A 24,396-nucleotide genomic window follows, 5' to 3' on the forward strand; every position below is an offset into this window, starting at 1 on the left:
CGGAGGAACGACTTGGCACCGAACGACGCACCCCACCCGCACGGCGATCGGCCGCTGCCGCACGGCGACCGACCGCTGCGCTCGAAGGGCGCTGCGAAGCGCGCTCGGCGCAAGCTGACGAAGGACGACGTCACCGTCGTCGAGGAGTCGCTGCTCAAGCGCGCCGTGGCGGCCGCCGCTCTCGGCAACGCGATGGAGTGGTTCGACTTCGGCATCTTCGCGTACCTGACCGTCACGATCTCGCAGGTCTTCCTGCCGCAGGGCGACCCGGCCGCGAACATCGTCGCGACCTTCGGCTTCTTCGCCGCGGCGTTCATCGTCCGACCGATCGGTGGCGCCGTCTTCGGTCCGATCGGCGACCGGATCGGCCGGCAGAAGGTCCTCGCGCTGACGATGATCCTGATGGCCGCCGGCACGCTGATGATCGGCCTGATCCCGTCGTACGACTCGATCGGCTTCTGGGCCCCGGTCCTGCTGCTCGTGGCCCGCTTCGTGCAGGGCTTCTCGACCGGCGGTGAGTACGGCGGCGCCGCGACCTTCATCGCCGAGTACTCGCCCGACAAGCGCCGTGGGTTCATGGGCTCGTGGCTCGAGTTCGGCACCCTGGCCGGCTACGTGCTCGGCGCGTCGATCGTCACCGGCCTGCAGTTCGGCCTGTCCGAGGACGCCCTGCTCAGCTGGGGCTGGCGCATCCCGTTCATCATCGCGGGCCCGCTCGGCCTGATCGGGCTGTACCTGCGTCTCAAGCTCGAGGAGACCCCGGCCTTCCAGAAGCAGCAGGAGCAGGCCGCCGAGCGCGAGGGGCAGAAGACCCCGTTCCTCAAGCTCTTCGCCGAGAACTGGCGCGCGCTCATCATCTGCATCGGCCTGGTCCTGGTCTTCAACGTGACCGACTACATGCTGCTGTCGTACATGCCGACCTACCTCGAGCAGAACCTCGGCCAGAACGCCACGTTCGGCCTCATCCTGATAGTCGTCGTGATGCTGCTCATGATGGTCGTCATCACGTTCGGTGGCCGGCTGTCCGACAAGTTCGGTCGTCGCCCGGTGCTCGCCGCCGGCTGCATCGGCTTCATCCTGCTGTCCTGGCCGGCCCTCAAGCTCGTCCAGACCGGCACGGGCGTCGGGGTGTTCTCCGGCCTGCTCATCCTCGGTGTCGTGCTCGTCACGTTCACCTCGACGATGCCGTCGACGCTGCCCGCGCTGTTCCCGACGATCATCCGCTACGGCGCGCTCGCGATCGCCTTCAACGTCTCGGTGTCGCTGTTCGGTGGCACGACCCCGCTCGCGACCTCGGCGCTCATCAACGCCGCGAAGGACGCCGGCTACGGCTGGGCAGAGGACATCCCGGCCTTCTACCTGATGCTGGCCGCCGTCATCGGGCTCGTCGCGGTGTACTTCACCAAGGAGACCGCCGCCACCCCGCTCATGGGCTCCGGCCCGACGGTCGGTTCCGAGGACGAGGTCGCCGGCGTGATCGACGACTACAACGACCCGAACTCGGAGTTCGCGCAGTCCGACTGGGCGAAGGAGTTCGCGACGAGTGAGATCCCGATCATCTCGGGTGACGCTGCGAAGAAGGAGTCCGCCGACTCCTGACCCCGGGGCCGCCCCGCGGCAACCCGCCCTGGAGGCCCGGTGCACGTCCGCCACGGACGCGCACCGGGCCTCCGGTCACGTTCAGGGCCGTGGGGGACGTCACGCGCGCAGCGACAGTTCGCGGACGCGGCACCGCGCGAACTGTCGCTCAGCCCGTGAAGTCGGCTGCGGGGCCCGCCGCCAGCCGCTCCGCGGCCTGCAGCAGGTGCGCGGTCACGGGGTGCGCCGGGCGCGCGAACACCGTCGCGGCGGGGCCGTGCTCGACGACCGCGCCCCGGTGCACGACGAGCACGTCGTCGGCCATCCGGCGCACGGCCCGCAGGTCGTGCGAGACGAACACCATCGCCACGCCGGTGTCGTCGCGGAGCCGCTCGAGCAGGGTCAGAACGGCGTCCTGCACGGTGGCGTCGAGGGCGGTGACCGGCTCGTCGAGGATGATCACCTCGGGGTCGGTGGCCAGCGCCCGGGCGATCGCGAGTCGCTGCCGTTGCCCACCGGACAGGGTCAGCGGCGACCGCGGCCGGAGCGCCGGGTCGAGGTCCACCTGGCGCAGGGCTGTGTCCACCCGGGCGGCGAGGGAACCACGGGCGCGGCGGTCGTCGCCCCGCGAGAACGCGTCGGCGAGGACCCGCTCGACCGACCACCGCTCGTCGAACGTGGCGCCGGGGTCCTGCACGACGGCCGCGACCCGGTGGCGTCGGGGTCGTCGGTCGTGTTCGGGGAGCGGTACCCAGGGGGCTCCGTCGAGCGAGACCGTGCCGGCGTCGGGCGTCTCGAACCCGAGGAGCATCCGCGCCAGGGTGGTCTTACCCGACCCCGAGGCGCCGATCACCCCGAGCACCCGCCCGCGGTCGAGCCCGAACGACACGTCGTCGACGGCGCGGACGCCCTCGTAGTCGCGCGCGAGCCCCGCGGCGACGAGGACGCCAGCCCTTCCGCCAGCCCTCCCGCCGTGCCCCGTGCGAGGTTGATCACTCCGTGCGTCGTCGGAAGCTCGCACGGAGTGATCAACCTCGCACCGAGCGCCAGTGGCCGCGCGCACCAGGGCCTGCGTCGCGGCGTGCTGCGGATCCTGCAACACCGAGGCGACCGGACCCTGCTCGACGATCCGGCCCTCGTGCATGACGGCCACCCGGTCGGCCCACCCGGCGACGAGCCCGAGGTCGTGCGTGATGACGAGCAGCCCCGCCCCGCGCTGCTGTGCCGCCCGCAGCTGCTCCATCACGGTGACCGCGACCCCGGCGTCCAGTGCGGTCGTGGGCTCGTCGGCGACCACGAGCGCCGGCGACCCGATGGTGGCCGCGGCGATGAGGGCTCGCTGCCGCATCCCGCCCGACAGCGTGCCGGCGAGTCGGCCGTCGGTCGCGATGTCCGGGTCGAGGCCCACCGCGCGCAGGGCATCGCGCACGGCGTCCACGCGCTCGGCCGCACCCATCTCGGTGTGCAGGCGGAGGCTGTCGGCGACCTCGCGTCCGACGGGACGCAGCGGGTCCAACGCGCCCAGGGCCTCCTGGCCGACGTAGCCGACCCGAGACCCGCGCACCTGGCGCCACCGACGATCGGAGAACGCGCGGACGTCGAGTCCGGCGACGGTGAAGGCGTCGGCGCGGACGGCGGAGCCGGGCGCGGACAGGCCGAGTGCGGCGCGGGCGGTGACGGTCTTGCCGGAGCCGGACGCGCCGACCAGGGCGACGCACTCGCCGGCGTCGACCCGCAGGGCGACGTCGTGCACGATCGGCGTGCCCGCGATGGCGACGTGCAGCGCCTGGACCTCGAGGACGGTGGTCATCGGACGACTCCTGTTCGGCGGATCGCGCGACCGAGCACGGTGACGGCGGTCGCGAGCACCACGATGGCGAGCCCCGGGAAGGTGCTCATCCACGGTGCGGTCTGCAGGTAGGTCCGGCCGTCGGCGAGCATCGCGCCCCACTCCGGAGCCGGGGGCGGTGTCCCGACACCGAGGTAGCTCAGCGCCGAGGCCCAGACGATCGCCTGGCCGACGCCGAGTGTCGCGACCGCGACGACGGGCCAGAGTGCGGTGGGCAGGACGTGCCGGACCACGATGCGGACGGGGGAGCGGCCGAGCAGCACGGCGGTCTCGACGACCTGCGACGACCGGGCCGCGCGGACCAGGCCACGGACGATGCGGGCGTAGCCGGGGGCGGTGGCGAAGCCGACGGCGAGAACGGCGGGCACCGGGCCCGGGCCGGTGACGGCGATGACCACCAGGGCGACGAGCAGCAGCGGCAGGGCGAACGCGACCTCGGTGACGCGTCCGATCACGGCGTCGAGCAGTCGGCCGATGCGCCCGGCGCCGGCGCCCAGTCCGGCGACGACCCCGAGCACGACGCCGGTCCCGCCGCCGATCAGGGTCGCGGCGACACCGACGACGAGCGAGGCCCGCGTGCCGGCGACGACCCGGGCCAGGACGTCGCGTCCGGATTCGTCGGTGCCGAAGGGGTGCGCGCCGCTCGGCGCGAGCAGCGCCCCGGACGGGTGCACGGCGAGCGGGTCCGCGCCGCCGAGCAGCGCCGGCCAGGCGGCCGCCACGACGGCGAGCAGGACCACGGCACCCGCGACGGCTCCGGGGACGCCGAGGCCCCGTCGCCGGCGACGTGCTGCTGCCGGTCGTCCGTCGACCGGTTCACCGGCCAGGAGGCTCGGCTCGGCGATGCCGCTCACCGCGCCGCCGCCTCGGGGCCGGGTCCACGGCGTCGCGCGGCTCGCGGGGTGCGCGGGCGCGGGGCGCCGGCGCGCGGGCCTCCGGCGCGCGGGGCGCCGGTGCGCCGGCCTCCGGTGCGCGGGTCGACGACACGCTCGACGAGGTCCGCGACCGCGAGCACCACGACGTAGGCGGCGGCGGACACCAGCGCGATGCCGGCGACGAGTGGCATGTCCCGCTGCGTCACCGCGGTCACCAGGGCGCGACCGATGCCGGGCAGCGCGAACACGGACTCGACGACGACGGCGCCGGACACGAGGGACCCGAACGCCCAGGCGGACAGGGCGATCCCGGGCAGCGCCGCGTGGCGGAGCAGGTGCCGGGCGAACAGCCCGAGGCGGGTCTCACCACGGCCCCGGGCGGCGAGGGCGAAGGCGGACCGTTGCGCATCGACGACCCCGTCGCGGACGGTCTCGGCCAGGTACCCGGCGACCGGGACGGCCACCGTCAGCACCGGGAGCACCCAGCCGCGCACGGTGCCGTCGCTGACCGCGGGCACCCAACCGAGGGCGCCCGCGAACACCACGATGAGCACGCTGCCGAGCCAGAAGTGCGGCATCACGCTCGCGGTGACACTCAGCGCGCTCGTCAGCCCGGCCGCGAACCGACCGCGCTGCGTCGACCACCAGGCCGCGACGATCGCCAGGACCCAGGCGACGACGAGCCCGGCCACCGCCAGGGTGAGCGTGACGGGCAGCTGCTGGCCGAGCAACGTCGCGACCGGGGTGCGGAAGGCGTACGAGTCACCGAGCTGCAGGGTGGCGAGGCGTCCGAGGAACACCGCGTACTGCACGAGCACCGGCTGGTCGAGGCCGTACTCGTGCCGGACCTGGGCGACGGCCTCGGCGGAGGCCTGCGAGCCCGGACCACCGAGGATCGCGAGTGCGGGGTCGCCGGGGATGAGCCGGATCGCGACGAACACGATCGTCGCGACGGCCCAGAGCACGCCGACCCCGCCCGCGAGCCGTCGGACGGCCCACCACACCCAGGGCATCCGCGTCAGCGGTCGATCCAGGCCGTGCCGAACCAGGGCGTGGACACCGAGGTCGTCTGGATGCCGTGCACGGCCGAGCGCACCAGGAAGTGGTTCTGCTGGTCGTAGAGGGGCAGCACGGTGTCGCTCGCCAGGATCGTCTTCTGCGCCTGCTCGTACAGGTCGGCGCGCTCGTCGGCGTCCGAGGTGCGGGCCGCCTGCTCGAGCAGGGTGTCGAGCGCGGGGTCGTCGAGCTGCGCGAGGTTCGCGAAGTACCCGGACGGTGCCGGCTCGATGCTCGCGCTGTCGTACAGGATCCGCAGGACGTCGGGGCCGACCTTCGTGTACGGGGCGCTGACCACGTCGTACTCGTTCGCCGCGAGGGCCGCGTACCAGCTGGAGAGGTCGAGCTCGTCGAGCACGACCTTGAACCCGACGGCCTTCTCGGATGCCTGGATCTGCTGGAACAGGCTGCGCTCGGCCGGCACCGACTGGTTCGTCGACACCGGGAACGTCACGGTCAGCTGCTGGCCGTCCTTGACGCGGATGCCGTCCGACCCGACCTTCCAGCCGGCGTCGTCGAGCAGCTGCTTCGCCTTCGTCGGCGAGTAGTCGAACCGGCTCTTCTCCGAGTACGCCAGCGGTTCGGCACTCGAGAGCACGGAGTACGAGCGCTTCGCGGTGCCGAGGAACAGCGACTGCAGGCCGGGGTCGATCTCGGCACCCGCGATGAACGCCTGCCGCACGGCCTCGTCACGGAACACGCCGTGGCCGGAGTTCAGCTCGAGGCGGTTCGAGGCACCGGGGCGCGGGGCGTCGAGGTCGCGGATGGCGCCCTTCGCCGACGCTGCCTTGAGCTGGTCGGGCTGCGCGTTGTCGATGACGTCGACCTGGCCGGACTGCAGCGCCGCGTAGCGCGACGTCGAGTCGGGCAGGAACCGCCACGTGATGCCGGACAGGCGTGGCTTCGTCTTCCCCCAGTGGTCGCTGTTCTTCGTCAGGGTGACGCGGTCGCCGTGCTTCCACCCGGTGACCTCGAACGGGCCGGTGCCGACGGGCGCCTCGCAGTTCGTCGCCTGCTTGCGCTCGAGTGCCTTCGGGGACTCCATGCCGACCCACGGCTGCGAGAAGGACTCGAGCAGCGCGCTGTCCGGACGGCTCAGCGAGAGCGTCACGGTGTGGTCGTCGGTGGCCGTCGCCTTCGTGATGGACTGCAGCGCGAGGTACCCGGTGCTCGACGCGGTGGCCGGGTCCTGCACGTGCTCGATGTTCGCCACGACGGCGGCGGCGTCGAACGGGGTGCCGTCGGTGAAGGTGACGTCGTCGCGCAGCGTGAAGGTGAGGGTCTTGCCGTCGTCGCTCGTGGTCCACTTCGTCGCGAGCTCGGGCGTCGGCTCGCCGTCCTCGAGCCCGACGAGCTCCTCGATGTACTGCGTCGCCAGGAGCGCCTGCGGGTAGTTGCCGCCGACGTGCGGGTCGAGGCAGGTGGGCTCGGCATCGCCGGAGGCGTACGTCAGGGTCCCGCCGCTCACCGGCTTGCTGCTCGTGGTGCTCGTCCCGGCGCCGCTGCACCCCGCGAGGACGAGGACGACGGCGGTGGCGCTCGCGACGGCGGCGACGGTTTTCTGTACTGAGTCCAAGATCATGGCTGGACGAGTCTAGCGGTTTACTGGGGCCCATGGACGAACCGATCCGCCGCGGTGGCCGGCCCCGACGCTCGAGCGCCGAGGTCCTCGCGGACGCCGCTGCCGAGCTGTTCCTCGAGCAGGGGTACGCACGCACCACGGTCGACCAGATCGCCGTGCGTGCGGGGGTCAGTCGCGCGACGTTCTTCAACTACTTCACGGCGAAGTCGGACGTGATGTGGCTCGAGCTCGACGCCGCGGTCGCGGGGCTGCCCGGGTACCTGGCGGCCTCGATCGAACCCAGTGCGGTGCGTGCGGTGGAGCAGGCCCTGCTCGCCGCGGCCCAGGCCCACGACCCCGAGCGGGTGCCGTGGGCGGTCGCGCAGGCCGAGGTGATGGGCATCGGCTCCGAGCTCGTCGCCGGGGTCGCCGTCCGGGTGATGGCGCAGCACGGGGCCGTCGCCGCCTTCGTGGCCGGGCGCACGGGGGAGCAGCCGGGGTCGCTCTGGCCGCAGACGGTCTCGGGCGCGGTGCTCGGGGCGGCTGCTGCGGCGTTCGGGGTGTGGGTCGCCGACGGGGTGGCCCGACGACCGCTCGTCGAGTACGTCGCGGCGGCGCTGACCCCGGTGGTCGCCGGCCTCGACGCCCGCTGACGCCGACGACGCTCGCCCGCGCGTCAGTCGGTGCGCAGCGTCCCGGCGCCGCCGGCGGCCACGTCCGAGGCCGTCCCGTCGCGCACCACCTCGGGCACCTCGTCGCTCGTCGGCCGCAGCGAGGCGTCGCCCGGGTAGCTCAGCGTCAGCACGGCTTCCTCGATGTACGGGCTGTCCTCGAGCGACTTCTCGACGTCGCGCAACCGGACCGCGACGTGCTCCTCGTTCTCGTTGCCCGTCAGGTCGACGGCGGCGACGAGGTACACCCGCGACGGTCCGACGAACTCCAGGTGCAGGTAGGTGACACGTTCGATCTGCGAGCGGCCGAGCAGCTCGACGAGCACGGCGTTCTCGAGCTCGGGCGACGTGCTCTCGCCGAGCAGGAAGCGGCGGTTGCGGTCGATGAGGATGATCGCCACGACCCCGAGCAGCAGGCCGATCGCGATGGACCCGATCGCGTCGAAGATCGCCAGGCCGGTGACCTGGTGCAGGAACACCCCGAGGAACGCGACGACGAGGCCGATGAGCGCAGCGGCGTCCTCGGCGAACACGGCCCGCAGCGTCGGGTTCGAGGACTGCAGCACGTGGCGCAGCACCGGCACCTTGCGCTTCGTCGCCGCCCCGTGCGCCTGGCGGTAGGCCTGCAGGAAGCTCGTGCCCTCGAGGCAGAACGACAGCGCGAGCACGATGTAGTTGAGCAGGACGTCCTCGGCCGGACCCGTCTCGCCGAGCTCGGAGATGCCGTGGTAGATCGACACGATGGCACCGGCGGTGAACAGCCCGAACGCGGCGAACATCGACCAGATGTAGGTCTCGCGTCCGTACCCGAGCGGGTGTGCGGTGTCGCGCTTCCGCGCGCCCCGTCGTTCGGCGACCAGCAGGAAGATCTCGTTGCCGGTGTCCGCCCACGAGTGCGCTGCCTCGGCCACCATCGAGGCCGAACCCGAGATGAGCGACGCGATGGTCTTCGCGATCGCGACGAGCAGGTTCGCGCCGAAGGCGATGATGACGGTGAGGGAGGACTCCGGGCGTTCGCCGGAGGCAGAGTCGTCGGGCATCCCTCCAGCATGCTCCCGTCCGCTAAACTCGTGTCACACGAGCGTCGATCCGGCCATCACCGGGGAGCTCCCGGAAGAACGCGGTCCGCGCGAGCGGCTCGTCAGTAGAACCGGGCGGACCGGGCCGCACCGAACCCGAACACGAGCGGTCGTGACGTGCGGACAGCACGGCATGGCAAGCGAGGTGGTACCGCGGAGCGTGCTCCGTCCTCGTGGAGATCGAGCGAACCCACAAGGAGCCCCGGTGCCGTACCCGTTGAACGCCGATGCCGATGGCGTCGTCCCCTCGCCGTCCTTCCCCGCCGTCGAGCGGGGGATCCTCGCCTTCTGGAAGGGCGACGACACGTTCCAGGCGTCCATCGACCAGCGCCAGGGCTGCGACGAGTGGACCTTCTACGACGGCCCGCCGTTCGCGAACGGCCTGCCGCACTACGGTCACCTGCTGACCGGGTACGCGAAGGACGTCTTCCCGCGGTACCAGACGATGCGCGGCAAGCAGGTGCACCGACGCTTCGGCTGGGACACCCACGGGCTGCCCGCCGAGCTCGAGGCGATGCGCCAGCTCGGCATCACCGAGAAGCACGAGATCGACGAGATGGGCGTCGACGTGTTCAACGCCGCCGCCAAGAAGTCCGTGCTGCAGTACACCGACGAGTGGCAGCAGTACGTCACCCGCCAGGCGCGCTGGGTCGACTTCGAGGACGACTACAAGACGCTCGACACGACGTTCATGGAGAGCGTGCTGTGGGCGTGGAAACAGCTCTGGGACAAGGGCCTGGCGTACGAGGGCTTCCGGGTCCTGCCGTACTGCTGGAACGACCAGACGCCGCTGTCGAACCACGAGCTGCGCATGGACGACGACGTCTACAAGATGCGCCAGGACCAGTCCGTCACGGTGTCGTTCCCGCTGCAGGGTGCGCGCGCCGAGTCGCTCGGGCTGGCCGGCGTGCGTGCGCTCGCCTGGACGACGACCCCCTGGACCCTGCCCACGAACGCCGCGTTGGCCGTCGGGCCTGCGGTCTCGTACGTGGTGCTCCCTGCGGGGCCGGGAGGCGCGGCTGACGGCGCCGACGCCGGTTCCGTCTCGTACCTGTTGGCCTCGGACACCGTGGCCGCCTACGCGAAGGACCTCGGCTACGAGACGGCCGAGGACGCCGCTGCCGCGGTCGTCCGCACCCTGACGGGTGCGGAGCTCGACGGCGTCGAGTACGAGCGCCTGTTCGACTTCCTCGCCGAAGCCGAGGGCATGGAGCACGCCTGGCGCATCCTGGTCGCCGACTACGTCGAGACCGGCGAGGGCACCGGCATCGTGCACCAGGCCCCGGCCTACGGTGCCGACGACCAGGTGGTCTGTGCTGCCGCCGGCATCCCCGTGGTGCTCTCCCTCGACGAGGGCGGTGTCTTCACCTCGCAGTTCGGCGAGGTCGCCGGCATGCTCTGGTCCGACGCGAACAAGCCGCTGACCAAGTCCGTCCGCGACGCCGGTCGTCTGCTCCGCCAGGCGTCCTACGAGCACAGCTACCCGCACTGCTGGCGGTGCCGGAAGCCCCTCATCTACAAGGCCGTGTCGTCGTGGTTCGTGCGGGTCACCGACTTCCGCGACCGCATGGGCGAGCTCAACCAGGACATCAACTGGGTGCCGGAGAACGTCAAGGACGGCCAGTTCGGCAAGTGGGTCGGCAACGCCATCGACTGGTCGGTGTCGCGCAACCGCTACTTCGGCACGCCGATCCCGGTGTGGCAGTCCGACGACCCCGAGTACCCGCGCACCGACGTGTACGGCTCGCTCGAGGACATCGAGCGCGACTTCGGCCGCCTGCCGCTGAACGCCGACGGCGAGGTCGACCTGCACCGCCCGTTCATCGACGACCTGACCCGCCCGAACCCCGACGACCCCACGGGGAACTCGACGATGCGCCGGATCACCGACGTGTTCGACGTCTGGTTCGACTCCGGGTCGATGCCGTACGCCCAGGTGCACTACCCGTTCGAGAACCGGGAGTGGTTCGAGTCGCACAACCCGGCCGACTTCATCGTCGAGTACATCGGGCAGACCCGCGGCTGGTTCTACGTCATGCACGTGCTGTCCACCGCGCTGTTCGACCGACCGGCCTTCAAGAACGTCATCAGCCACGGCATCGTCCTCGGCTCGGACGGTCAGAAGATGTCGAAGTCGCTGCGGAACTACCCGGACGTCTCCGAGGTGTTCGACCGCGACGGTGCCGACGCCATGCGCTGGTTCCTGATGTCCTCGTCGGTGATCCGCGGTGGCAACCTCGTCGTCACCGAGGAGGGCATCCGCCAGGGCGTCCGCGAGTTCATGCTCCCGCTGTGGTCGACGTACTACTTCTTCACCCTGTACGCGAACGCATCGGGGGAGTCGGGGTACCAGGCCACCCGTCGAACGGACAGCACCGACGTCCTCGACCGGTACCTGCTCGCGAAGACCCGGGTGCTCGTGTCCGACGTGCAGCAGCACCTCGACGCGCTCGACACCCCGCTCGCGGCCCAGGCCGTCCGTGACTTCGCCGACGTGCTGACGAACTGGTACGTCCGCCGGTCGCGCGACAAGTTCTGGACCGGGGCCGACGGTGCGGCAGGGGACGACGCCCGTGCGGCCTTCGACACCCTGTACACGGTGCTCGAGACCCTGACCCGCGTCGCGGCCCCGCTCGCCCCGCTCGTCACCGAGGAGATCTGGAAGGGCCTGACCGGTGGTCGGAGCGTGCACCTGACGGACTTCCCCGACGCGGCCGAGTTCCCCGCCGACGACGCCCTCGTCGCGGCGATGGACCGCGTGCGCGACGTCGCCTCGAAGGGCCTCGCGCTCCGCAAGGCGACCGGCAAGCGCGTCCGGCTGCCGCTCGCCACGCTCACCCTCGTGGTGCCGGACCCGGCGGCGGTCGAACCGTTCGCCGACATCCTGCGCGACGAGCTGAACGTCAAGCGGGTCGTGCTCGAGGCGCAGGCCGAGGAATCCCTGGCGCAGTACGGCATCGAGCGGAAGCTGACCGTCAACGCCCGCGTCGCCGGCCCGCGCATCGGCAAGGCCGTGCAGCAGGTGATCCCGGCCGCGAAGAAGGGCGACTGGACCGCGACCGAGTCCGGCGTGACCGTCGGCGGTGTCGACCTGGTCGAGGGCGAGTACACGCTCGACCTCACCGTCGCCGACCCGTCGGTCGCCGTGGCGTTCCTCGACGAGGGCGGCTTCGTGGTGCTCGACACCGTGACCACGCCCGAGCTCGAGGCCGAGGGGCTCGCCCGCGACGTCGTCCGTGCCGTCCAGCAGGCCCGGCGCGACGCCGACCTGGACGTCAGCGACCGCATCGTCCTGACCCTCGGGGTCGACGAGGCCGCCGACGCGTCGGTGCGCACCCACCAGCAGCTCATCGCGGGGGAGACCCTGGCGACGAGCGTCGAGATCGTGCCCCTCGGGGCAGGCGCCACCACCGATGTCGGTGACGGCGCGAAGGTGACCGTGGAGGTGTCACGCGCATGAGCGACGACGACCAGTACGACGAGCACGACCAGCACGACCAGCACGACGAGGACGGCATCCGGATCCCGGTGGGGCCGTCCGGAGACGCTCCGGTCGAGGCCGTGCCGTACGGCGGTGACGACGACGAGGTCAAGCGCGTCGAGGCCGCCCTGTACGCCCGGATCGGTGAGCAGTCGCCCGAGCACCGCCTGACCGCGACCCGTCGCGCCGTCGAGCTGCTCGGCGACCCGCACCTGGCGTACCCGGTGATCCACATCACCGGCACGAACGGCAAGACGTCCACCGCGCGCACGACCGAGAGCATCGTCCGTGCCCACGGTCTGCGCACCGGCCTGATGACGAGCCCGCACCTGGTGTCGATCCGGGAACGCATCGTCATCGACGGGCAGCCGATCGAGCCGAGCCGGCTCGTCGAGAACTGGGACGACATCGCCCCGGTCCTCGAACTGACCGACCAGGAGCTCACCGCCAAGGGCGAGCTCCCGCTCACCTTCTTCGAGGCACTGACCGTCCTGGCCCTGGCGTGCTTCGCCGAGGCGCCGGTCGACGTCGCCGTGATCGAGGTCGGCATGGGCGGCGAGTGGGACTCCACCAACGTCGTGCAGAGCCAGGTCGCGGTGTTCACGCCGATCGCCATCGACCACGCGAAGCAGCTCGGCAGCACCGTGGCGGAGATCGCGCGGACCAAGTCCGGGATCATCAAGCCGTCGTCCGCCGTGGTGTCGAGCGAGCAGGTCCCCGAGGCACTCGTCGAACTCGAGCGTGCCGCCGAGCTCACCGAGTCGACCCTCGCGGTCGAGGGCACCGGTTTCAGCGTCGTGGACGTGACGCCGGCGGTGGGCGGTCAGCTCATCACCGTGCAGGGGATCGCCGGCCGCTACGACGACCTGTTCCTGCCGCTGTTCGGTAGGCACCAGGCGCACAACGCGGCCGTGGCGATCGCCGCGGTCGAGTCGTTCCTCGGTCGGGGCACCCAGGCGCTCGACGAGGACGTCCTGTCCGAGGGCCTCGCCGGTGCCACCAGCCCCGGTCGCCTCCAGCCGATCGCCACCGACCCGACCGTCGTGGTCGACGCGGCGCACAACCCGCACGGTGCCAAGGCCCTGGCCGAGGCCCTGCCCGTGGCGTTCCCGTCCGAGCACGTCGTCGGCGTCGTCGGGATCCTCGGCGACAAGGACGCCCGCGGGTTCGTCCGCGCGCTGAAGGGCACCGTCGAGACCTTCGTCGTCACGCAGCCCCCGGGGGAGCGTGCCCTCGACGCGGACGCCTTCGCGAAGGTCGTCGTGGACGAGGTCGGCGCGGACCGTGTCGTCGTCGAACCGTCGCTCGCCGCCGCGCTGCAGCAGGCACGCGACCTGGCGGACGAGGCGGACGCCGAGGACGCCCTCGTGCTCGTCGCGGGCTCCATCGTGATGGTGGGTGCGGTCATGGACCTGGTCCACCGGGAAGGCGAGACGAAGTGACGAACGCACCCCGGGCCTCCCGGCCGGGGCGCGCACCGCGCACCCGGAAGCCGCGACGCGACCGCGGGGCGCAGGAGAGCCTGCTGTCGATCGCGCTCGTGCTCGAGGCGATCATGTTCTTCTTCCCGATGCTCGTCGTGTTCGGCAAGGGGACCCTGCCGCCGGCCCTGGCGTTCGGCGGTGGCATCGGTGCGATGGTCGTGCTGGCGCTGGCCTCACGCCTGACCGGCAACCCCGCCGGTGTAGGGTTCGGGTGGCTGCTGCAGGCGGCCATCCTCGCCACCGGGTTCATCGAACCGTTCATGTTCGCGGTCGCCGTGGTGTTCCTGGTGCTGTGGGTCTTCTGCTTCGTCAAGGGCGGTCAGCTCGACCGCCAGAACGCTGCGCGCCGGGCCGCCACGGGCGAGGACTGACCACCCCTCCGATCCCGCGAACACACTAGGAGTACTGCGTGTCCGACCTCGAAGAGACCCTCGTCCTCGTCAAGCCCGACGGCGTCGCCCGCCAGCTCACCGGTGAGATCCTCCGCCGCATCGAGTCGAAGGGCTACGAGATCGTCGACCTGAAGATGCTCACCGCGCCGCGCGACCTGTTGGACGCGCACTACGAGGAGCACCAGGGCAAGCCGTTCTTCGAGCCGCTCGTCGAGTTCATGCAGTCCGGTCCGGTCGTCGCCGTGCGCGTCGCCGGCAACGGCGTGATCGCTGGCTTCCGGTCGCTCGCCGGCACCACCGACCCCACCAGCGCCGCGCCCGGCACCATCCGTGGCGACCTCGGTCGCGACTGGGGCCTCAAGGTGCAGCAGAACCTGGTGCACGGGTCGGACAGCACCGAGTCGTCCGCGCGCGAGCTCGCGCTCTGGTTCGCCTGAGACGCCGGGGGAACGACTCGTGACGAACAACGACCGACCCACCAAGAACGAGCGTCGCCAGCACGCGCGTGAGGTCTCGCGCCAGCGCGCCGATGCCGAGAAGCGTCGCAAGCGCCGCAACAAGTGGTTCCTGCAGGGCGGTATCGGCCTGGGCATCATCGCGATCGCCGCGATCATCACGCTCGTCGTGGTGAACGTGAACAACGCGCCCGCCGTGTCCGCTGCCGGGCCGAAGAACATGGCCACCGGCGCGATCCAGTTCACCGGCGAGGGCGGCGAGGTCACCCCGGTGACCACGAAGGCCGTCACCGCGAAGGGCACCCCGTCGGCAGTCCCGACGTCGAACACCGACGGTGCGGTCGCGGTCACCGAGTACGTCGACTGGGCCTGCCCGGTCTGCAAGCAGTTCGAGGCCGCCTACGCCGACCAGATCCTGGACAAGGTGAAGTCGGGCGACGCGACGCTGGCCATCCAGCCGGTGTCGATCCTCGACCGCAGCTACCAGAGCTCGCGCTACGCCAGCCGGGCCGCGAACGCCGCGATGTGCGTCGCGAACTACGCGCCGGACAAGTTCCTGGACGTCCAGACGCAGTTCTTCGACAACCAGCCCACCGAGGGCACCTCGGGCCTGACGAACGCCGAGATCGCGAAGCTCGTGCAGGCGGGCGGCGCGACCGGGTCGAACGTCTCCGAGTGCCTGTCGACCGAGCAGTTCAAGGGCTGGGTGACGAAGTCCACCAAGCTCGTCACCGCGGACGAGGCACTGCAGGGAACGCAGGGCTTCGGCACGCCGACCGTGGTCGTGAACGGCAAGCGCCTCGACGACCTCAGCACGGTCATCACCGCGATCGACGCCGCGGCGAAGTAACACCACCCGCACGAGCGAAGGCCCCCGCTTCCATCCGGAAGCGGGGGCCTTCGTCGTCGCGCTGCCTCGTGCCTACGCGGCGCCGCCGTTCTGCTCGACGAACGACGCGAAGGCGTCGGTGTCGGTCAGGGAGCCGGTGAACTGCTTGCCGTTCACGATGATCGTCGGGGTGCTCGTCACCTTGTCGAGTGACGAGTTCGGGATCGGGTCGTTCATCACTCGGTTCGTGGCGTCGGCGACCCACCCGGCGAAGTGCTGCCCGGTGATGCACGAGGTGACCTTGCTGTTCGTCGCGCCGGCGTCCTTCGCCAGGGACGCCAGCTCGTCGTTCGTCAGGCCCTTGGTGCTCTCGGACGGCTGGTTCTCGTAGAGCGACGTGTTGTACGCCAGGAACGCGTCCGGGTCGTAGTTCGCCACACAGGCGGCCGCGGCGGCGGAGCGGGTGGAGTACTTCGACCCGAGCGACACCCGGTCGAGCAGGTTGAACGGGTGCAGTTCGAGCGTCGCGGAGCCGGCCTTCACCCACTGCTCGATCTGGTCCATCTGCGCTGTCTCGAACTGGTTGCAGTACGGGCACATGTAGTCCGAGTACACGGTGATGTTCGCCACCGAGTCGTCCTGCTCCGTCGCCGTCGGGGTCCCGCCGTCGGGTGTCGCCTTGGTCTCGACGGGCACGATCTCGCTGCTCTGGCCGGTGAACAGGATGCCGTCGCTCGCCATGTTCCGCGGCCCGGGCCCCGCGGGTTGCACCGAGTTCGCGATCACCAGGACGACCACGGCGACGACCGCCAAGCTGCCGACGATGATGCCGCTGATCCCGAGCGTCTTGTTGCGGCGACGTCGCGCCTGCTCCCGCACCCGGGCTTCGCGAGCGCGCTCTCGGGCGGCGTCGCGACGGACCTTCTTGCTCTCGTTCTCGCTCATCGAGATCGAGCGTAGGTGCTGCCCGGAGGCCGATCGGGCGTCCTGCCTCGGAAGCCCCCAGGAATTCGGTGACGCGTCATCGATGCATCATGGGCGCCGCATCGGGGACGCCCAGCAGTGGATCAGAAGACCGTCAGGATGGTCGGGAACTTGATGATGATCGTCACGATGATGAACAGGTAGTTCGCCAGCGGGAACGCCCAGCAGAACGGGAGCAGTGCCCGGCCGACTCGCTGGGTGCGGGCACCGAAGCGGCCCTGCGCGGCGTTCCAGATCGTGAACACCCAGAACATCGGGATCGTCATCGACCACACGAGCATGCACCACGGGCACAGCGCGCCGATGAACCAGACGGTCTGGGTGAAGAGCCACGTCACGAAGACCCACGCCAGGAACACGCCGGCGTTGAACGCGATCCAGAACCACCGCGAACCGTTGCGGAAGCCCGCGAGCATCATCACCGCGACGGCGATCGGCGCCACGAAGCCCATCACGCCGAGCAGTGGGTTCGGGAACCCGAACAAGTGGCCCTGCCAGCTCGCCATCACGTCCGAGCAGCTGATGAACGGGTTCACGTCGCACGAGAGCACCGTGTCGGGGTCGGCGTACTTCTTGAACTCGTCGAGCACCAGGGAGAAGGACCCGTACAGGCCGACGAACCCGGTGATCAAGAGGAAGACGGCCATCGCGATCGGACGACGGGGGGCAGGCGCTGACGTGCTCACGCCGTCATCATCGCATGCGGCTTCCGGTCCTTTCCGGGAGCGGCGTGCGATACTGGCCGGAGGTCGTGCGGGCAACCGCAGACCGAAGAGAGCTTTCCGGGCAGTGCCCCACGGGGCAGTGTCCGGACGATCAGGTGCGGTGAGAGCGCACCGTGGTCGGGACAGCGTCACTCCGACGCCGAGCCGACCCGGGCCGGGTGCCCGGACCGGAACGGCAGCGGACGCAACGAGAAGTTGACGCAGACCGATCACGAAGACAGCGAGCGCGGGGCGTCGACGCCACCGCCACAACCAAAGAATTCCCGCCGCCTGACAAGGGTGCGAGTGGGGCCGAGGAGTGCGCCAGTCCATGGTGGAGCAGAACAACGACAACACGACCAACGACGAGAACGCCCCGAAGCGTCGGACCCGCCTGTTCGGCGGACGCCGCGCCCGGTCGTCCGGCCAGCAGGGCCAGGGTGGCGCCGTGCAGGCAACCCCCGTCGACGAGCCCCTCGCACTGACTGACGGGGCACCGGCGGACGGGGCGCCGGCAGAAGCCGTGTCCGTCGCGGTCGAGGCCGTCTCCGCGCAGAGCGCCGAGCCGGACGACGTGAGCACGCTGACCGGCGACCTGCCGATGGTCACGGCCGAGCCGACCGAGTCCGCAGCCGACGTGGCGGAGCCGAGTGGTGCCTCCCGTCCGACCGAGACCGAGCCGACGGCCGAGGCGAGCGAACCCGCCGCCCCAGCCGAGCCGTTCGTCCCGAAGGCGACGAGCACGCTCAGCCTGATCTTCCACGCCCCCGTCCTGCCGGAGCTGCCGCGCCGTGCCGCGCGGTACGAGCGCGACGAGGACGACCGAGACGACCGCTACGAGCGCTCCGAGCGCTCCGAGCGCGAGGACCGGTTCGACCGCGATGACCGGTACGACACCGACGAGCGTGAGGAGCAGGGCGGATCCCGCCGGCGCTCGCGTCGTCGGGGGAGCAGCGCCGACCGCGAGGCCCGTGCGCCCCGCGAGCCGCGCGACCACCAGGAGCCCCGCCGCCGCGAGCCCGAGCTCATCACCGAGCCGCAGCGCATCAAGGGCTCGACCCGGCTCGAGGCGAAGAAGCAGCGTCGCCGCGACGGCCGTGACGCCGGACGCCGACGCCAGGTCGTGAGCGAGGACGAGTTCCTCGCCCGCCGCGAGAGCGTCGACCGCCAGATGATCGTGCGCTCCAGCTCGTCGACCATCGAGATCGGCGTGCTCGAGGACGGCATCCTCGCCGAGCACTACATCACCAAGTCCGAGAACGTGTCGCTGATCGGCAACGTCTACCTCGGCAAGGTGCAGAACGTCCTGCCCTCGATGGAGGCCGCCTTCGTCGACATCGGTCGCGGCCGCAACGCCGTGCTGTACGCCGGCGAGGTCGATTGGAACTCGGTCGATACCAGCCACGGCCGTCGCATCGAGGCCGCGCTCAAGCCGGGCGACAAGGTCCTGGTCCAGGTCACGAAGGACCCCGTCGGCCACAAGGGGGCCCGCCTGACCAGCCAGGTCTCGCTGCCCGGTCGCTACCTGGTCTACGTGCCGAACGGCTCGATGAACGGGATCTCGCGCAAGCTGCCCGACACCGAGCGTGCGCGCCTGAAGAAGATCCTCAAGGAGGTCCTGCCGGAGCACGCGGGCGTCATCGTGCGCACTGCTGCCGAAGGTGCGACGGAGGAACAGCTCACCCGCGACGTGCAGCGCCTGACCAGCCAGTGGGAGGCCATCCAGAAGAAGGTCGCCGGTGGCCAGGCCCCGGTGATGCTGCACTCGGAGCCGGACCTGCTCGTCAAGATCGTGCGTGACGTCTTCAACGAGGACTTCACGAAGCTCATCATCGACGGCGAGGCCGCCGGCGGCACCATCGACGAGTACCTGTCGGCCGTCGCGCCCGACCTGAAGGACCGCGTCGTCCGCTACGAGGGCCCGGACTCCTTCGAGGATTACCGCCTGAACGAGCAGATCGACAAGGCGCTCGACCGCAAGGTCTGGCTGCCCTCCGGTGGTTCGCTCGTCATCGACCGCACCGAGGCCATGACGGTCGTCGACGTCAACACAGGCAAGTTCGTCGGCTCCGGGGGCAACCTCGAGGAGACGGTCACGAAGAACAACCTCGAGGCCGCCGAGGAACTCGTCCGCCAGCTCCGCCTGCGCGACATCGGCGGCATCATCGTCGTCGACTTCATCGACATGGTGCTCGAGGAGAACCGCGACCTCGTGCTCCGTCGCCTGATCGAGTGCCTGAGCCGCGACCGCACGAAGCACCAGGTCGCCGAGGTCACCTCGCTCGGCCTCGTGCAGATGACCCGCAAGAAGATCGGCGTCGGCCTGCGCGAGTCGCTCGACGAGGTCAACGCGAAGGTCAACGACAACAACGCCGACCCGGGCCCGAGCAAGGGGCGTCGCAAGGGACGCAGCGGTGCCGGCGGCAGCGGCAGCAACGGCAACGGTGGCAACGGGCACGGCAACGGCGGCGGCAACTCCGGCGGTGGCTCGGGTTCCGGTTCGTCGAACGGGCAGTCGAGCCAGGCGCACCAGATCACCGACGACGTGAAGAGCGCGCTGTCGCGGATCGCCGCCTCGACGATCCCGCACGAGGACTCACCGGCATCGCCGACCTCGGCGGAGGCACCGACCTCGGCCGACGTCCCCGCAGCGACGTCCGCGTCCGACGACTCCGGAGCGGGCGAACAGCCCACCGGGTCGAAGCGTCGGCGCCGTGGCGGCCGTGGTGGACGGAGCGGTGAGCAGTCGAACGCTGCCGCGACCGAAGCCACCGAGGTCGCCGAGTCGGCGCCCGTCGCAGTCGAGGCGGAGGCCGCTGTCGAGCCGAAGCGCGACGAGCCGAAGCAGGCTGCGCCGAAGCGGGCGGTCGCCGAGGCTGCTGCTCCTGCCGCCGAGCCGAAGGCCAAGGCCCCGGCCCGCCGTCGGGTCAGCTCCAGCGCGACGGTGACCCCGACCGACAACACGGTCGCGATCCTGGACATCCCGCTCAACGCCGCCCCGAAGCGCGAGCCGCGTCAGGTCGCCCCGGACGCCGAGTCGCTGTTGGACTCCGTGCTCCAGGCGCTGCCGGAGCCGAAGCAGCCGGGTCAGGGTCGTTCGCGGTCCCGCCGGGTGTCGTCGCCGAGCATCAGTGCCCCGGCCACGACCGAGGGTGCGTCCGGCGAGGACGCCGACGGCTCCGTCATCCTGGGGAACTGAGCGTGACGAACCCCGGTGACCCGCAGCAGGATCGTGGGTACTACGGTGCGGGCTGGCAGCAGCCCGCACCGCCCGAACCCGGGGGGGCCGGCGGTTCCGCGCCGCCGTACGGTGGGCAGCCTGGTGGGCAGCCGCTGTACGGTGGGCAACCTGGTGGGCAGCCTGGTGGGCAGCCGCCGCACGGCGTCCAGCCCGCTGCCGGGGTGCCCTATGCCCCGCCGCGACCGCCCCGTGCGCCGGCCGATCCGCGTCGGGCCTTCGCGCCCGGCGCCTCGGTGAACAACACCGCCGGGGCGCTCATCGCCGTGGTGTCCCTCGTGCTGGTCGAGTTCGTGTCCGGCATCGTCGGGCTCATCGGGACGTCCCTCGTCGTCAGTCCGTTCGCGCACTACGGCGCGGGGGCAAGCCTGGTCGGCAGCTTCATCGCCTCGGTGTTCCTGGCGCCGTTCCCGTTCTACGCGGGGGCGTTCCTGGCGCTGGCGTTCCTGACGCCGATCGCCCGCCGCAGCCCGCTGCCGACCGTGCTGCTCCGCGCCGTGCTCGCCGGGGCTGCCGGGACGATCGCGCTCGCGCTCGTCGGTGTCTTCACGGGCGCGTTCGGTGCGATCACCTCGGGCGGGTCGCGACTGGTCATCGACGTCGTCACGAACCCGCTCCGCAACGGCGTGCCGTTCACGGTGATGCTCCTGGCGAGCGCGACCGCGGCGTGGCTGTGGCTCGGGCGCCCGCGGCGGAACCATGGCACCGCGCCGACGTCCGGCCTGCCGGGGACGGTGCGGCCCGCTGACGCCGTCCCGCCCGCGACCGTGCAGCCGGGGCCGCAGCAGCCGCAGCAGGGCCCGTACGGACAGGGTCTGGTCCAGCCGGACCCCCACGGGCAGTACGGCGGCCAGTACGGCGCACAGCCCCGTCCGGACCAGCAGCAGCCGCCGGCAGCCCCCTGGGGCGGTCCAGCGCCCCGCTGACCTCGCGTCGTGAGGTCGCTCGTGCGGTCGTGCGTGCGCTGCACGGTGCGAGGTTGACCACATGGTGCGGCCCTCTTACCTCGCACCATGTGGGCAACCTCGCACGGTGCGCACGTGCCCGAGCCGCGACCGCGGTCATGCACGGTCATGCGCGGTGCGGCGTCCGCCTGTCGCCGCACCGTGCGAGGTTCACCGGGCGGTGCAGCGGCCGCGGCACGGTGCGAGCCTCTGGCGACGCACCGTGCTGCCGACCTCGCACGCAGTGGGCAACCTCGCACGGTGCGCACATGCCCGAGACGCAACCTCGCACCGTGCGCACGTGCCCGAGACGCGGCCCCGCACCGTGCGGCGGGACGGACGTGGCGGGGGTGCTCCGGGCCTCCCGTCCGCACCGTGCGAGGTTCCGGACGCCGTGGGAGCCGGCGTGCCCCGCACCGAGTCGGGAACCTCGCACCGTGCGTGCCGGACGCACCCGCGCGGCGCGTCAGTGGGTGCGCTTGTCGCGCTGCGCCACACGCAGGCCGCTGCGGATGAGCCGCAGCACGAGCTCCCGGCCGGACACCGCAGAGGCCCCTGCGGCGACCAGTTCGTCGTACTTCGCGAGCGGCACGTCGTAGTGGTCGTGGTCGAACGCACGACGCGGCACACCGGCGCGTGCAGCGAACGCGTGGAGTTCCGCGTAGGATTCATCACTGACGAGGTGCGACCACAGAGTGTCGTGAGCGGGCCACGTCGGTGGGTCGATCAACACGGTCACCGTGCAATCGTACGTGTGTCGCCGTTTGACCGGACCCATGGGGATCGAGTATTCTCGATCCCTGGTGTCAGCGGGCCGTTCTGCCTGCGTCGCCGATCGGGCCCGGCCTTCCGGGAGCCGCTCGTGCAGAAGTGGGCACCCGAGACTTCCCTCAAGCAGAGTTACGTAAGGATTTCCACGTGGTTTACGCAGTAGTGCGCGCCGGCGGCCGTCAGGAAAAGGTCGAGGTCGGCACCATCCTGACCGTCGACCGTGTCAAGGCGGACGACAAGGGCAACATCGACCTCGCCCCCGTGCTCCTCGTGGACGGTGACAAGATCACGTCGGCGGCTTCCGAGCTCGTCAACGTGACCGTCACCGCCGAGGTGCTCGACGACCTGCGCGGTCCGAAGGTCATCATCCAGAAGTTCAAGAACAAGACCGGGTACAAGAAGCGCCAGGGTTTCCGCGCTGAACTGACCCGCGTCAAGATCACCAAGATCGCGTAAGGGAGTCAGCTCATGGCACACAAGAAGGGTGCGAGTTCCACTCGCAACGGTCGTGACTCGAACGCTCAGCGCCTCGGCGTGAAGCGCTTCGGTGGCGAGGTCGTCAACGCCGGTGAGATCATCATCCGCCAGCGTGGCACCCACTTCCACCCGGGCGCCAACGTCGGCCGCGGTGGCGACGACACGCTGTTCGCCCTCTCGGCCGGTTCGGTCGAGTTCGGCACCAAGGGTGGCCGCAAGGTCATCAACATCGTCAACGCGTAGTCGCGACGATCAGCTTCAGCGGGAGGGGCGGGCCGAGTGCCCGCCCCTCCTTCGCTTTTCCCGCCGACGGATGCCGCCGGCACAACGCGCTGACGAATCTCGTCGGCGCAACGATCTTCCAGGAGTGGAACCATGGCGACCTTCGTCGACCGCGTGACCCTGCACCTCAGCGCGGGGAAGGGCGGCAACGGTTGCGTCTCGGTCCGCCGTGAGAAGTTCAAGCCCCTCGCCGGGCCCGACGGTGGCAACGGCGGTGACGGCGGCGACATCGTGCTCGTGGCGGACCCGCAGGTCACCACGTTGCTCGGCTACCACCGCTCGCCGCACCGTTCGTCCAAGAACGGTCAGCCGGGCATGGGCGACCACCGCAGCGGCGTCAGCGGCGAGGTCCAGGAGCTCCCGCTCCCGATCGGCACCGTCGTGTACGACGAGGCCGGCGAGGTCATCGCCGACCTGACCGAGCCCGGCATGCGCGTCGTCGTGGCCCCCGGCGGCCAGGGCGGCCTCGGCAACGCGGCGCTCTCCACCACCAAGCGCAAGGCCCCCGGCTTCGCGCTCCTCGGCACCGAGGGCTGGGCGGGTGACATCAGCCTCGAGCTGAAGACCATCGCCGACGTCGCCCTCGTCGGGTTCCCGAGCGCCGGCAAGTCCTCGCTCATCGCCGCGATCTCGGCCGCGAAGCCGAAGATCGCCGACTACCCCTTCACCACGCTCACCCCGAACCTCGGCGTCGTCGAGTCGGGCGAGAGCCGCTTCACGGTCGCGGACGTCCCCGGGCTGATCGAGGGCGCGTCCGAGGGCAAGGGCCTCGGCCTCGAGTTCCTGCGGCACGTCGAGCGCTGCGAAGCCCTGCTGCACGTCATCGACTGCGCGACGATGGACCCGGGCCGCGACCCGATCAGCGACCTCGACGTCATCCTCGGCGAGCTCGAGCGCTACCCGGTCCCCGAGGGCCAGGTGCCGCTGCTCGAGCGTCCGCAGCTCATCGCGCTCAACAAGATCGACGTGCCGGACGCCGCCGAGCTCGCCGAGTTCGTCACCGCCGAGCTCGAGGGCCGTGGCTACCGCGTGTTCCCGATCTCCACGGCGTCGCACAAGGGTCTGCGTGAGCTGACCTTCGCGTTGGCCGAGGTCGTCGAGCAGGGTCGTGCCAAGCGCGCGGCCGAGCCCGTCGTCGAGCGCATCGTCATCCGCCCCCGTGCGGTCAACGACCAGGGCTTCACGGTCCGTGCCGAGGGCGGCGAGGAGCACCGCTTCTTCCGCGTCCGCGGCGCGAAGCCGGAGCGCTGGATCCAGCAGACCGACTTCACCAACGAAGAGGCGATCGGCTTCCTGGCCGATCGGCTCGCGAAGCTCGGCGTCGAGGACGGCTTGTTCAAGGCCGGCGCGGTCGCCGGCTCGACCGTCGTGATCGGTGGCGACGGCGGCATGGTCTTCGACTGGGAGCCGACGCTCACGTCCACCGCGGAGCTCATCACGAGCGCGCGCGGGACCGACGCCCGCATCGGTGCGACCTCGCGTCCGACCCGCAACGAGCGTCGCGAGGAGTACTTCGAGCGGATGGACGCCAAGGCGGCCGCCCGTGCCGAGCTCGAGCAGGAGCGTGTGTCCGGCCTCTGGGTGAACGACGAGGTCGTCACCAGCGACGACCTCGAGACCGGAGACCCCGAGACCGGCGTCGAGACCGGCGACTTCGAGACCAGCGACCAGAAGGACTGACCGCGG

At 71.0% G+C, this 24,396-nt stretch carries 20 protein-coding genes; 12 read left to right on the forward strand and 8 right to left on the reverse strand.

Annotation, left to right across the window (positions count from 1 at the left end):
* The first annotated feature begins 12 nt into the window (after positions 1–12).
* Positions 13–1,599 (forward strand): glycine betaine/L-proline transporter ProP, encoded by a 1,587-nt coding sequence (gene proP / locus EDF31_RS05470; RefSeq protein WP_243648893.1) that lies wholly within the window; start codon positions 13–15, stop codon positions 1,597–1,599.
* 148 nt (positions 1,600–1,747) lie between these two features.
* Here proP and EDF31_RS05475 read toward each other — a convergent pair whose 3' ends face one another.
* Genes EDF31_RS05475 through EDF31_RS05490 form a run of 4 tightly spaced genes read right to left on the reverse strand, consistent with a single transcriptional unit; the run spans position 1,748 to position 6,940 of the window.
* A complete protein-coding gene (locus tag EDF31_RS05475) occupies positions 1,748–3,388 on the reverse strand; it encodes an ABC transporter ATP-binding protein (RefSeq protein WP_131845442.1) in 1,641 nt (546 codons plus the stop codon).
* Positions 3,385–4,281, reverse strand: coding sequence for an ABC transporter permease (locus tag EDF31_RS05480; protein WP_243649875.1), 897 nt, complete (start codon positions 4,279–4,281; stop codon positions 3,385–3,387). Before EDF31_RS05480 ends, EDF31_RS05475 begins: the two co-directional genes overlap by 4 nt.
* Positions 4,278–5,315 (reverse strand): ABC transporter permease, encoded by a 1,038-nt coding sequence (locus EDF31_RS05485; RefSeq protein ID WP_243649876.1) that lies wholly within the window; start codon positions 5,313–5,315, stop codon positions 4,278–4,280. Before EDF31_RS05485 ends, EDF31_RS05480 begins: the two co-directional genes overlap by 4 nt.
* Positions 5,316–5,320: 5 nt before the next feature.
* A complete protein-coding gene (locus tag EDF31_RS05490; RefSeq protein WP_131845443.1) occupies positions 5,321–6,940 on the reverse strand; it encodes an ABC transporter substrate-binding protein in 1,620 nt (539 codons plus the stop codon).
* Between the two features lie 32 nt (positions 6,941–6,972).
* Between EDF31_RS05490 and EDF31_RS05495 the strand changes: the two genes are divergently transcribed.
* Positions 6,973–7,572, forward strand: a complete 600-nt coding sequence (locus tag EDF31_RS05495) for a TetR/AcrR family transcriptional regulator (RefSeq protein WP_131845444.1) — start codon at positions 6,973–6,975, stop codon at positions 7,570–7,572.
* A gap of 23 nt (positions 7,573–7,595) precedes the next feature.
* Here the strand turns inward: EDF31_RS05495 and EDF31_RS05500 are convergent, their stop codons facing one another.
* Positions 7,596–8,630, reverse strand: a complete 1,035-nt coding sequence (locus tag EDF31_RS05500) for a cation diffusion facilitator family transporter (RefSeq protein ID WP_131845445.1) — start codon at positions 8,628–8,630, stop codon at positions 7,596–7,598.
* Between the two features lie 244 nt (positions 8,631–8,874).
* Here EDF31_RS05500 and ileS point away from each other — a divergent pair, with 244 nt between their 5' ends.
* From ileS to EDF31_RS05525, 5 genes are read left to right on the forward strand one after another with little or no spacing between them, the layout of a single operon-like run.
* Complete coding sequence (gene ileS, locus EDF31_RS05505) at positions 8,875–12,129, forward strand: isoleucine--tRNA ligase (protein WP_131845446.1); 3,255 nt, start codon at positions 8,875–8,877, stop codon at positions 12,127–12,129.
* Positions 12,126–13,592 (forward strand): folylpolyglutamate synthase/dihydrofolate synthase family protein, encoded by a 1,467-nt coding sequence (locus EDF31_RS05510; RefSeq protein ID WP_185003204.1) that lies wholly within the window; start codon positions 12,126–12,128, stop codon positions 13,590–13,592. The genes ileS and EDF31_RS05510 overlap by 4 nt, the downstream gene beginning before the upstream one ends.
* Entirely contained in the window at positions 13,589–14,005 is a 417-nt protein-coding gene (locus EDF31_RS05515; protein WP_131845447.1) for a DUF4233 domain-containing protein, read from the forward strand. The genes EDF31_RS05510 and EDF31_RS05515 overlap by 4 nt, the downstream gene beginning before the upstream one ends.
* 38 nt (positions 14,006–14,043) lie before the next feature.
* Positions 14,044–14,463 carry a nucleoside-diphosphate kinase gene (gene ndk, locus EDF31_RS05520; RefSeq protein ID WP_111084529.1) on the forward strand — a complete coding sequence of 140 codons (420 nt, stop codon included), beginning with the start codon at positions 14,044–14,046 and terminating at the stop codon, positions 14,461–14,463.
* 19 nt (positions 14,464–14,482) lie between these two features.
* Positions 14,483–15,331: a thioredoxin domain-containing protein gene (locus EDF31_RS05525; RefSeq protein WP_123938845.1), complete on the forward strand. Its 849-nt coding sequence runs from the start codon at positions 14,483–14,485 to the stop codon at positions 15,329–15,331.
* A 72-nt stretch (positions 15,332–15,403) separates the two neighbouring features.
* Here EDF31_RS05525 and EDF31_RS05530 read toward each other — a convergent pair whose 3' ends face one another.
* Complete coding sequence (locus tag EDF31_RS05530) at positions 15,404–16,255, reverse strand: thioredoxin domain-containing protein (protein WP_131845448.1); 852 nt, start codon at positions 16,253–16,255, stop codon at positions 15,404–15,406.
* Positions 16,256–16,377: 122 nt separating this feature from the next.
* Complete coding sequence (locus tag EDF31_RS05535; protein ID WP_243649877.1) at positions 16,378–16,980, reverse strand: vitamin K epoxide reductase family protein; 603 nt, start codon at positions 16,978–16,980, stop codon at positions 16,378–16,380.
* A gap of 349 nt (positions 16,981–17,329) precedes the next feature.
* On the opposite strand from EDF31_RS05535, the gene EDF31_RS05540 reads away from it, so the two are divergent.
* Together EDF31_RS05540 and EDF31_RS05545 are read left to right on the forward strand one after the other, a co-directional pair.
* On the forward strand, positions 17,330–20,197 hold the full coding sequence (locus EDF31_RS05540) for an Rne/Rng family ribonuclease (RefSeq protein WP_131845449.1): 2,868 nt from the start codon (positions 17,330–17,332) through the stop codon (positions 20,195–20,197).
* A 275-nt stretch (positions 20,198–20,472) separates the two neighbouring features.
* Positions 20,473–21,162 carry a hypothetical protein gene (locus tag EDF31_RS05545; protein ID WP_131845450.1) on the forward strand — a complete coding sequence of 230 codons (690 nt, stop codon included), beginning with the start codon at positions 20,473–20,475 and terminating at the stop codon, positions 21,160–21,162.
* Between the two features lie 484 nt (positions 21,163–21,646).
* Here the strand turns inward: EDF31_RS05545 and EDF31_RS05550 are convergent, their stop codons facing one another.
* Positions 21,647–21,919: a DUF4031 domain-containing protein gene (locus EDF31_RS05550; protein ID WP_131845451.1), complete on the reverse strand. Its 273-nt coding sequence runs from the start codon at positions 21,917–21,919 to the stop codon at positions 21,647–21,649.
* A gap of 179 nt (positions 21,920–22,098) precedes the next feature.
* On the opposite strand from EDF31_RS05550, the gene rplU reads away from it, so the two are divergent.
* The 3 genes from rplU to obgE all read left to right on the forward strand — a co-directional run bounded on the left by rplU (position 22,099) and on the right by obgE (position 24,390).
* The gene (gene rplU / locus EDF31_RS05555) at positions 22,099–22,407 is read left to right on the forward strand and encodes a 50S ribosomal protein L21 (RefSeq protein ID WP_111084536.1); all 309 of its coding nucleotides are present in this window, start codon (positions 22,099–22,101) and stop codon (positions 22,405–22,407) included.
* 12 nt (positions 22,408–22,419) lie between these two features.
* On the forward strand, positions 22,420–22,671 hold the full coding sequence (gene rpmA, locus EDF31_RS05560; RefSeq protein WP_071257351.1) for a 50S ribosomal protein L27: 252 nt from the start codon (positions 22,420–22,422) through the stop codon (positions 22,669–22,671).
* A 132-nt stretch (positions 22,672–22,803) separates the two neighbouring features.
* Complete coding sequence (obgE, locus tag EDF31_RS05565; protein ID WP_123293957.1) at positions 22,804–24,390, forward strand: GTPase ObgE; 1,587 nt, start codon at positions 22,804–22,806, stop codon at positions 24,388–24,390.
* Positions 24,391–24,396: the final 6 nt, after the last annotated feature.

This window comes from Curtobacterium sp. PhB142 (assembly GCF_004341255.1).
Classification (GTDB): domain Bacteria; phylum Actinomycetota; class Actinomycetes; order Actinomycetales; family Microbacteriaceae; genus Curtobacterium.

What these genes read in the sequence shown, in the direction of transcription:
- obgE (WP_123293957.1), top strand. Translation starts at nt 22,804, where the DNA reads ATGGCGACCTTCGTCGACCGCGTGACCCTGCACCTCAGCGCGGGGAAG.
- EDF31_RS05475 (WP_131845442.1), bottom strand. Translation starts at nt 3,388, where the DNA reads ATGACCACCGTCCTCGAGGTCCAGGCGCTGCACGTCGCCATCGCGGGC.
- EDF31_RS05510 (WP_185003204.1), top strand. Translation starts at nt 12,126, where the DNA reads ATGAGCGACGACGACCAGTACGACGAGCACGACCAGCACGACCAGCAC.
- EDF31_RS05495 (WP_131845444.1), top strand. Translation starts at nt 6,973, where the DNA reads ATGGACGAACCGATCCGCCGCGGTGGCCGGCCCCGACGCTCGAGCGCC.
- EDF31_RS05540 (WP_131845449.1), top strand. Translation starts at nt 17,330, where the DNA reads ATGGTGGAGCAGAACAACGACAACACGACCAACGACGAGAACGCCCCG.
- rpmA (WP_071257351.1), top strand. Translation starts at nt 22,420, where the DNA reads ATGGCACACAAGAAGGGTGCGAGTTCCACTCGCAACGGTCGTGACTCG.
- EDF31_RS05490 (WP_131845443.1), bottom strand. Translation starts at nt 6,940, where the DNA reads ATGATCTTGGACTCAGTACAGAAAACCGTCGCCGCCGTCGCGAGCGCC.
- EDF31_RS05500 (WP_131845445.1), bottom strand. Translation starts at nt 8,630, where the DNA reads ATGCCCGACGACTCTGCCTCCGGCGAACGCCCGGAGTCCTCCCTCACC.
- EDF31_RS05530 (WP_131845448.1), bottom strand. Translation starts at nt 16,255, where the DNA reads ATGAGCGAGAACGAGAGCAAGAAGGTCCGTCGCGACGCCGCCCGAGAG.
- EDF31_RS05485 (WP_243649876.1), bottom strand. Translation starts at nt 5,315, where the DNA reads ATGCCCTGGGTGTGGTGGGCCGTCCGACGGCTCGCGGGCGGGGTCGGC.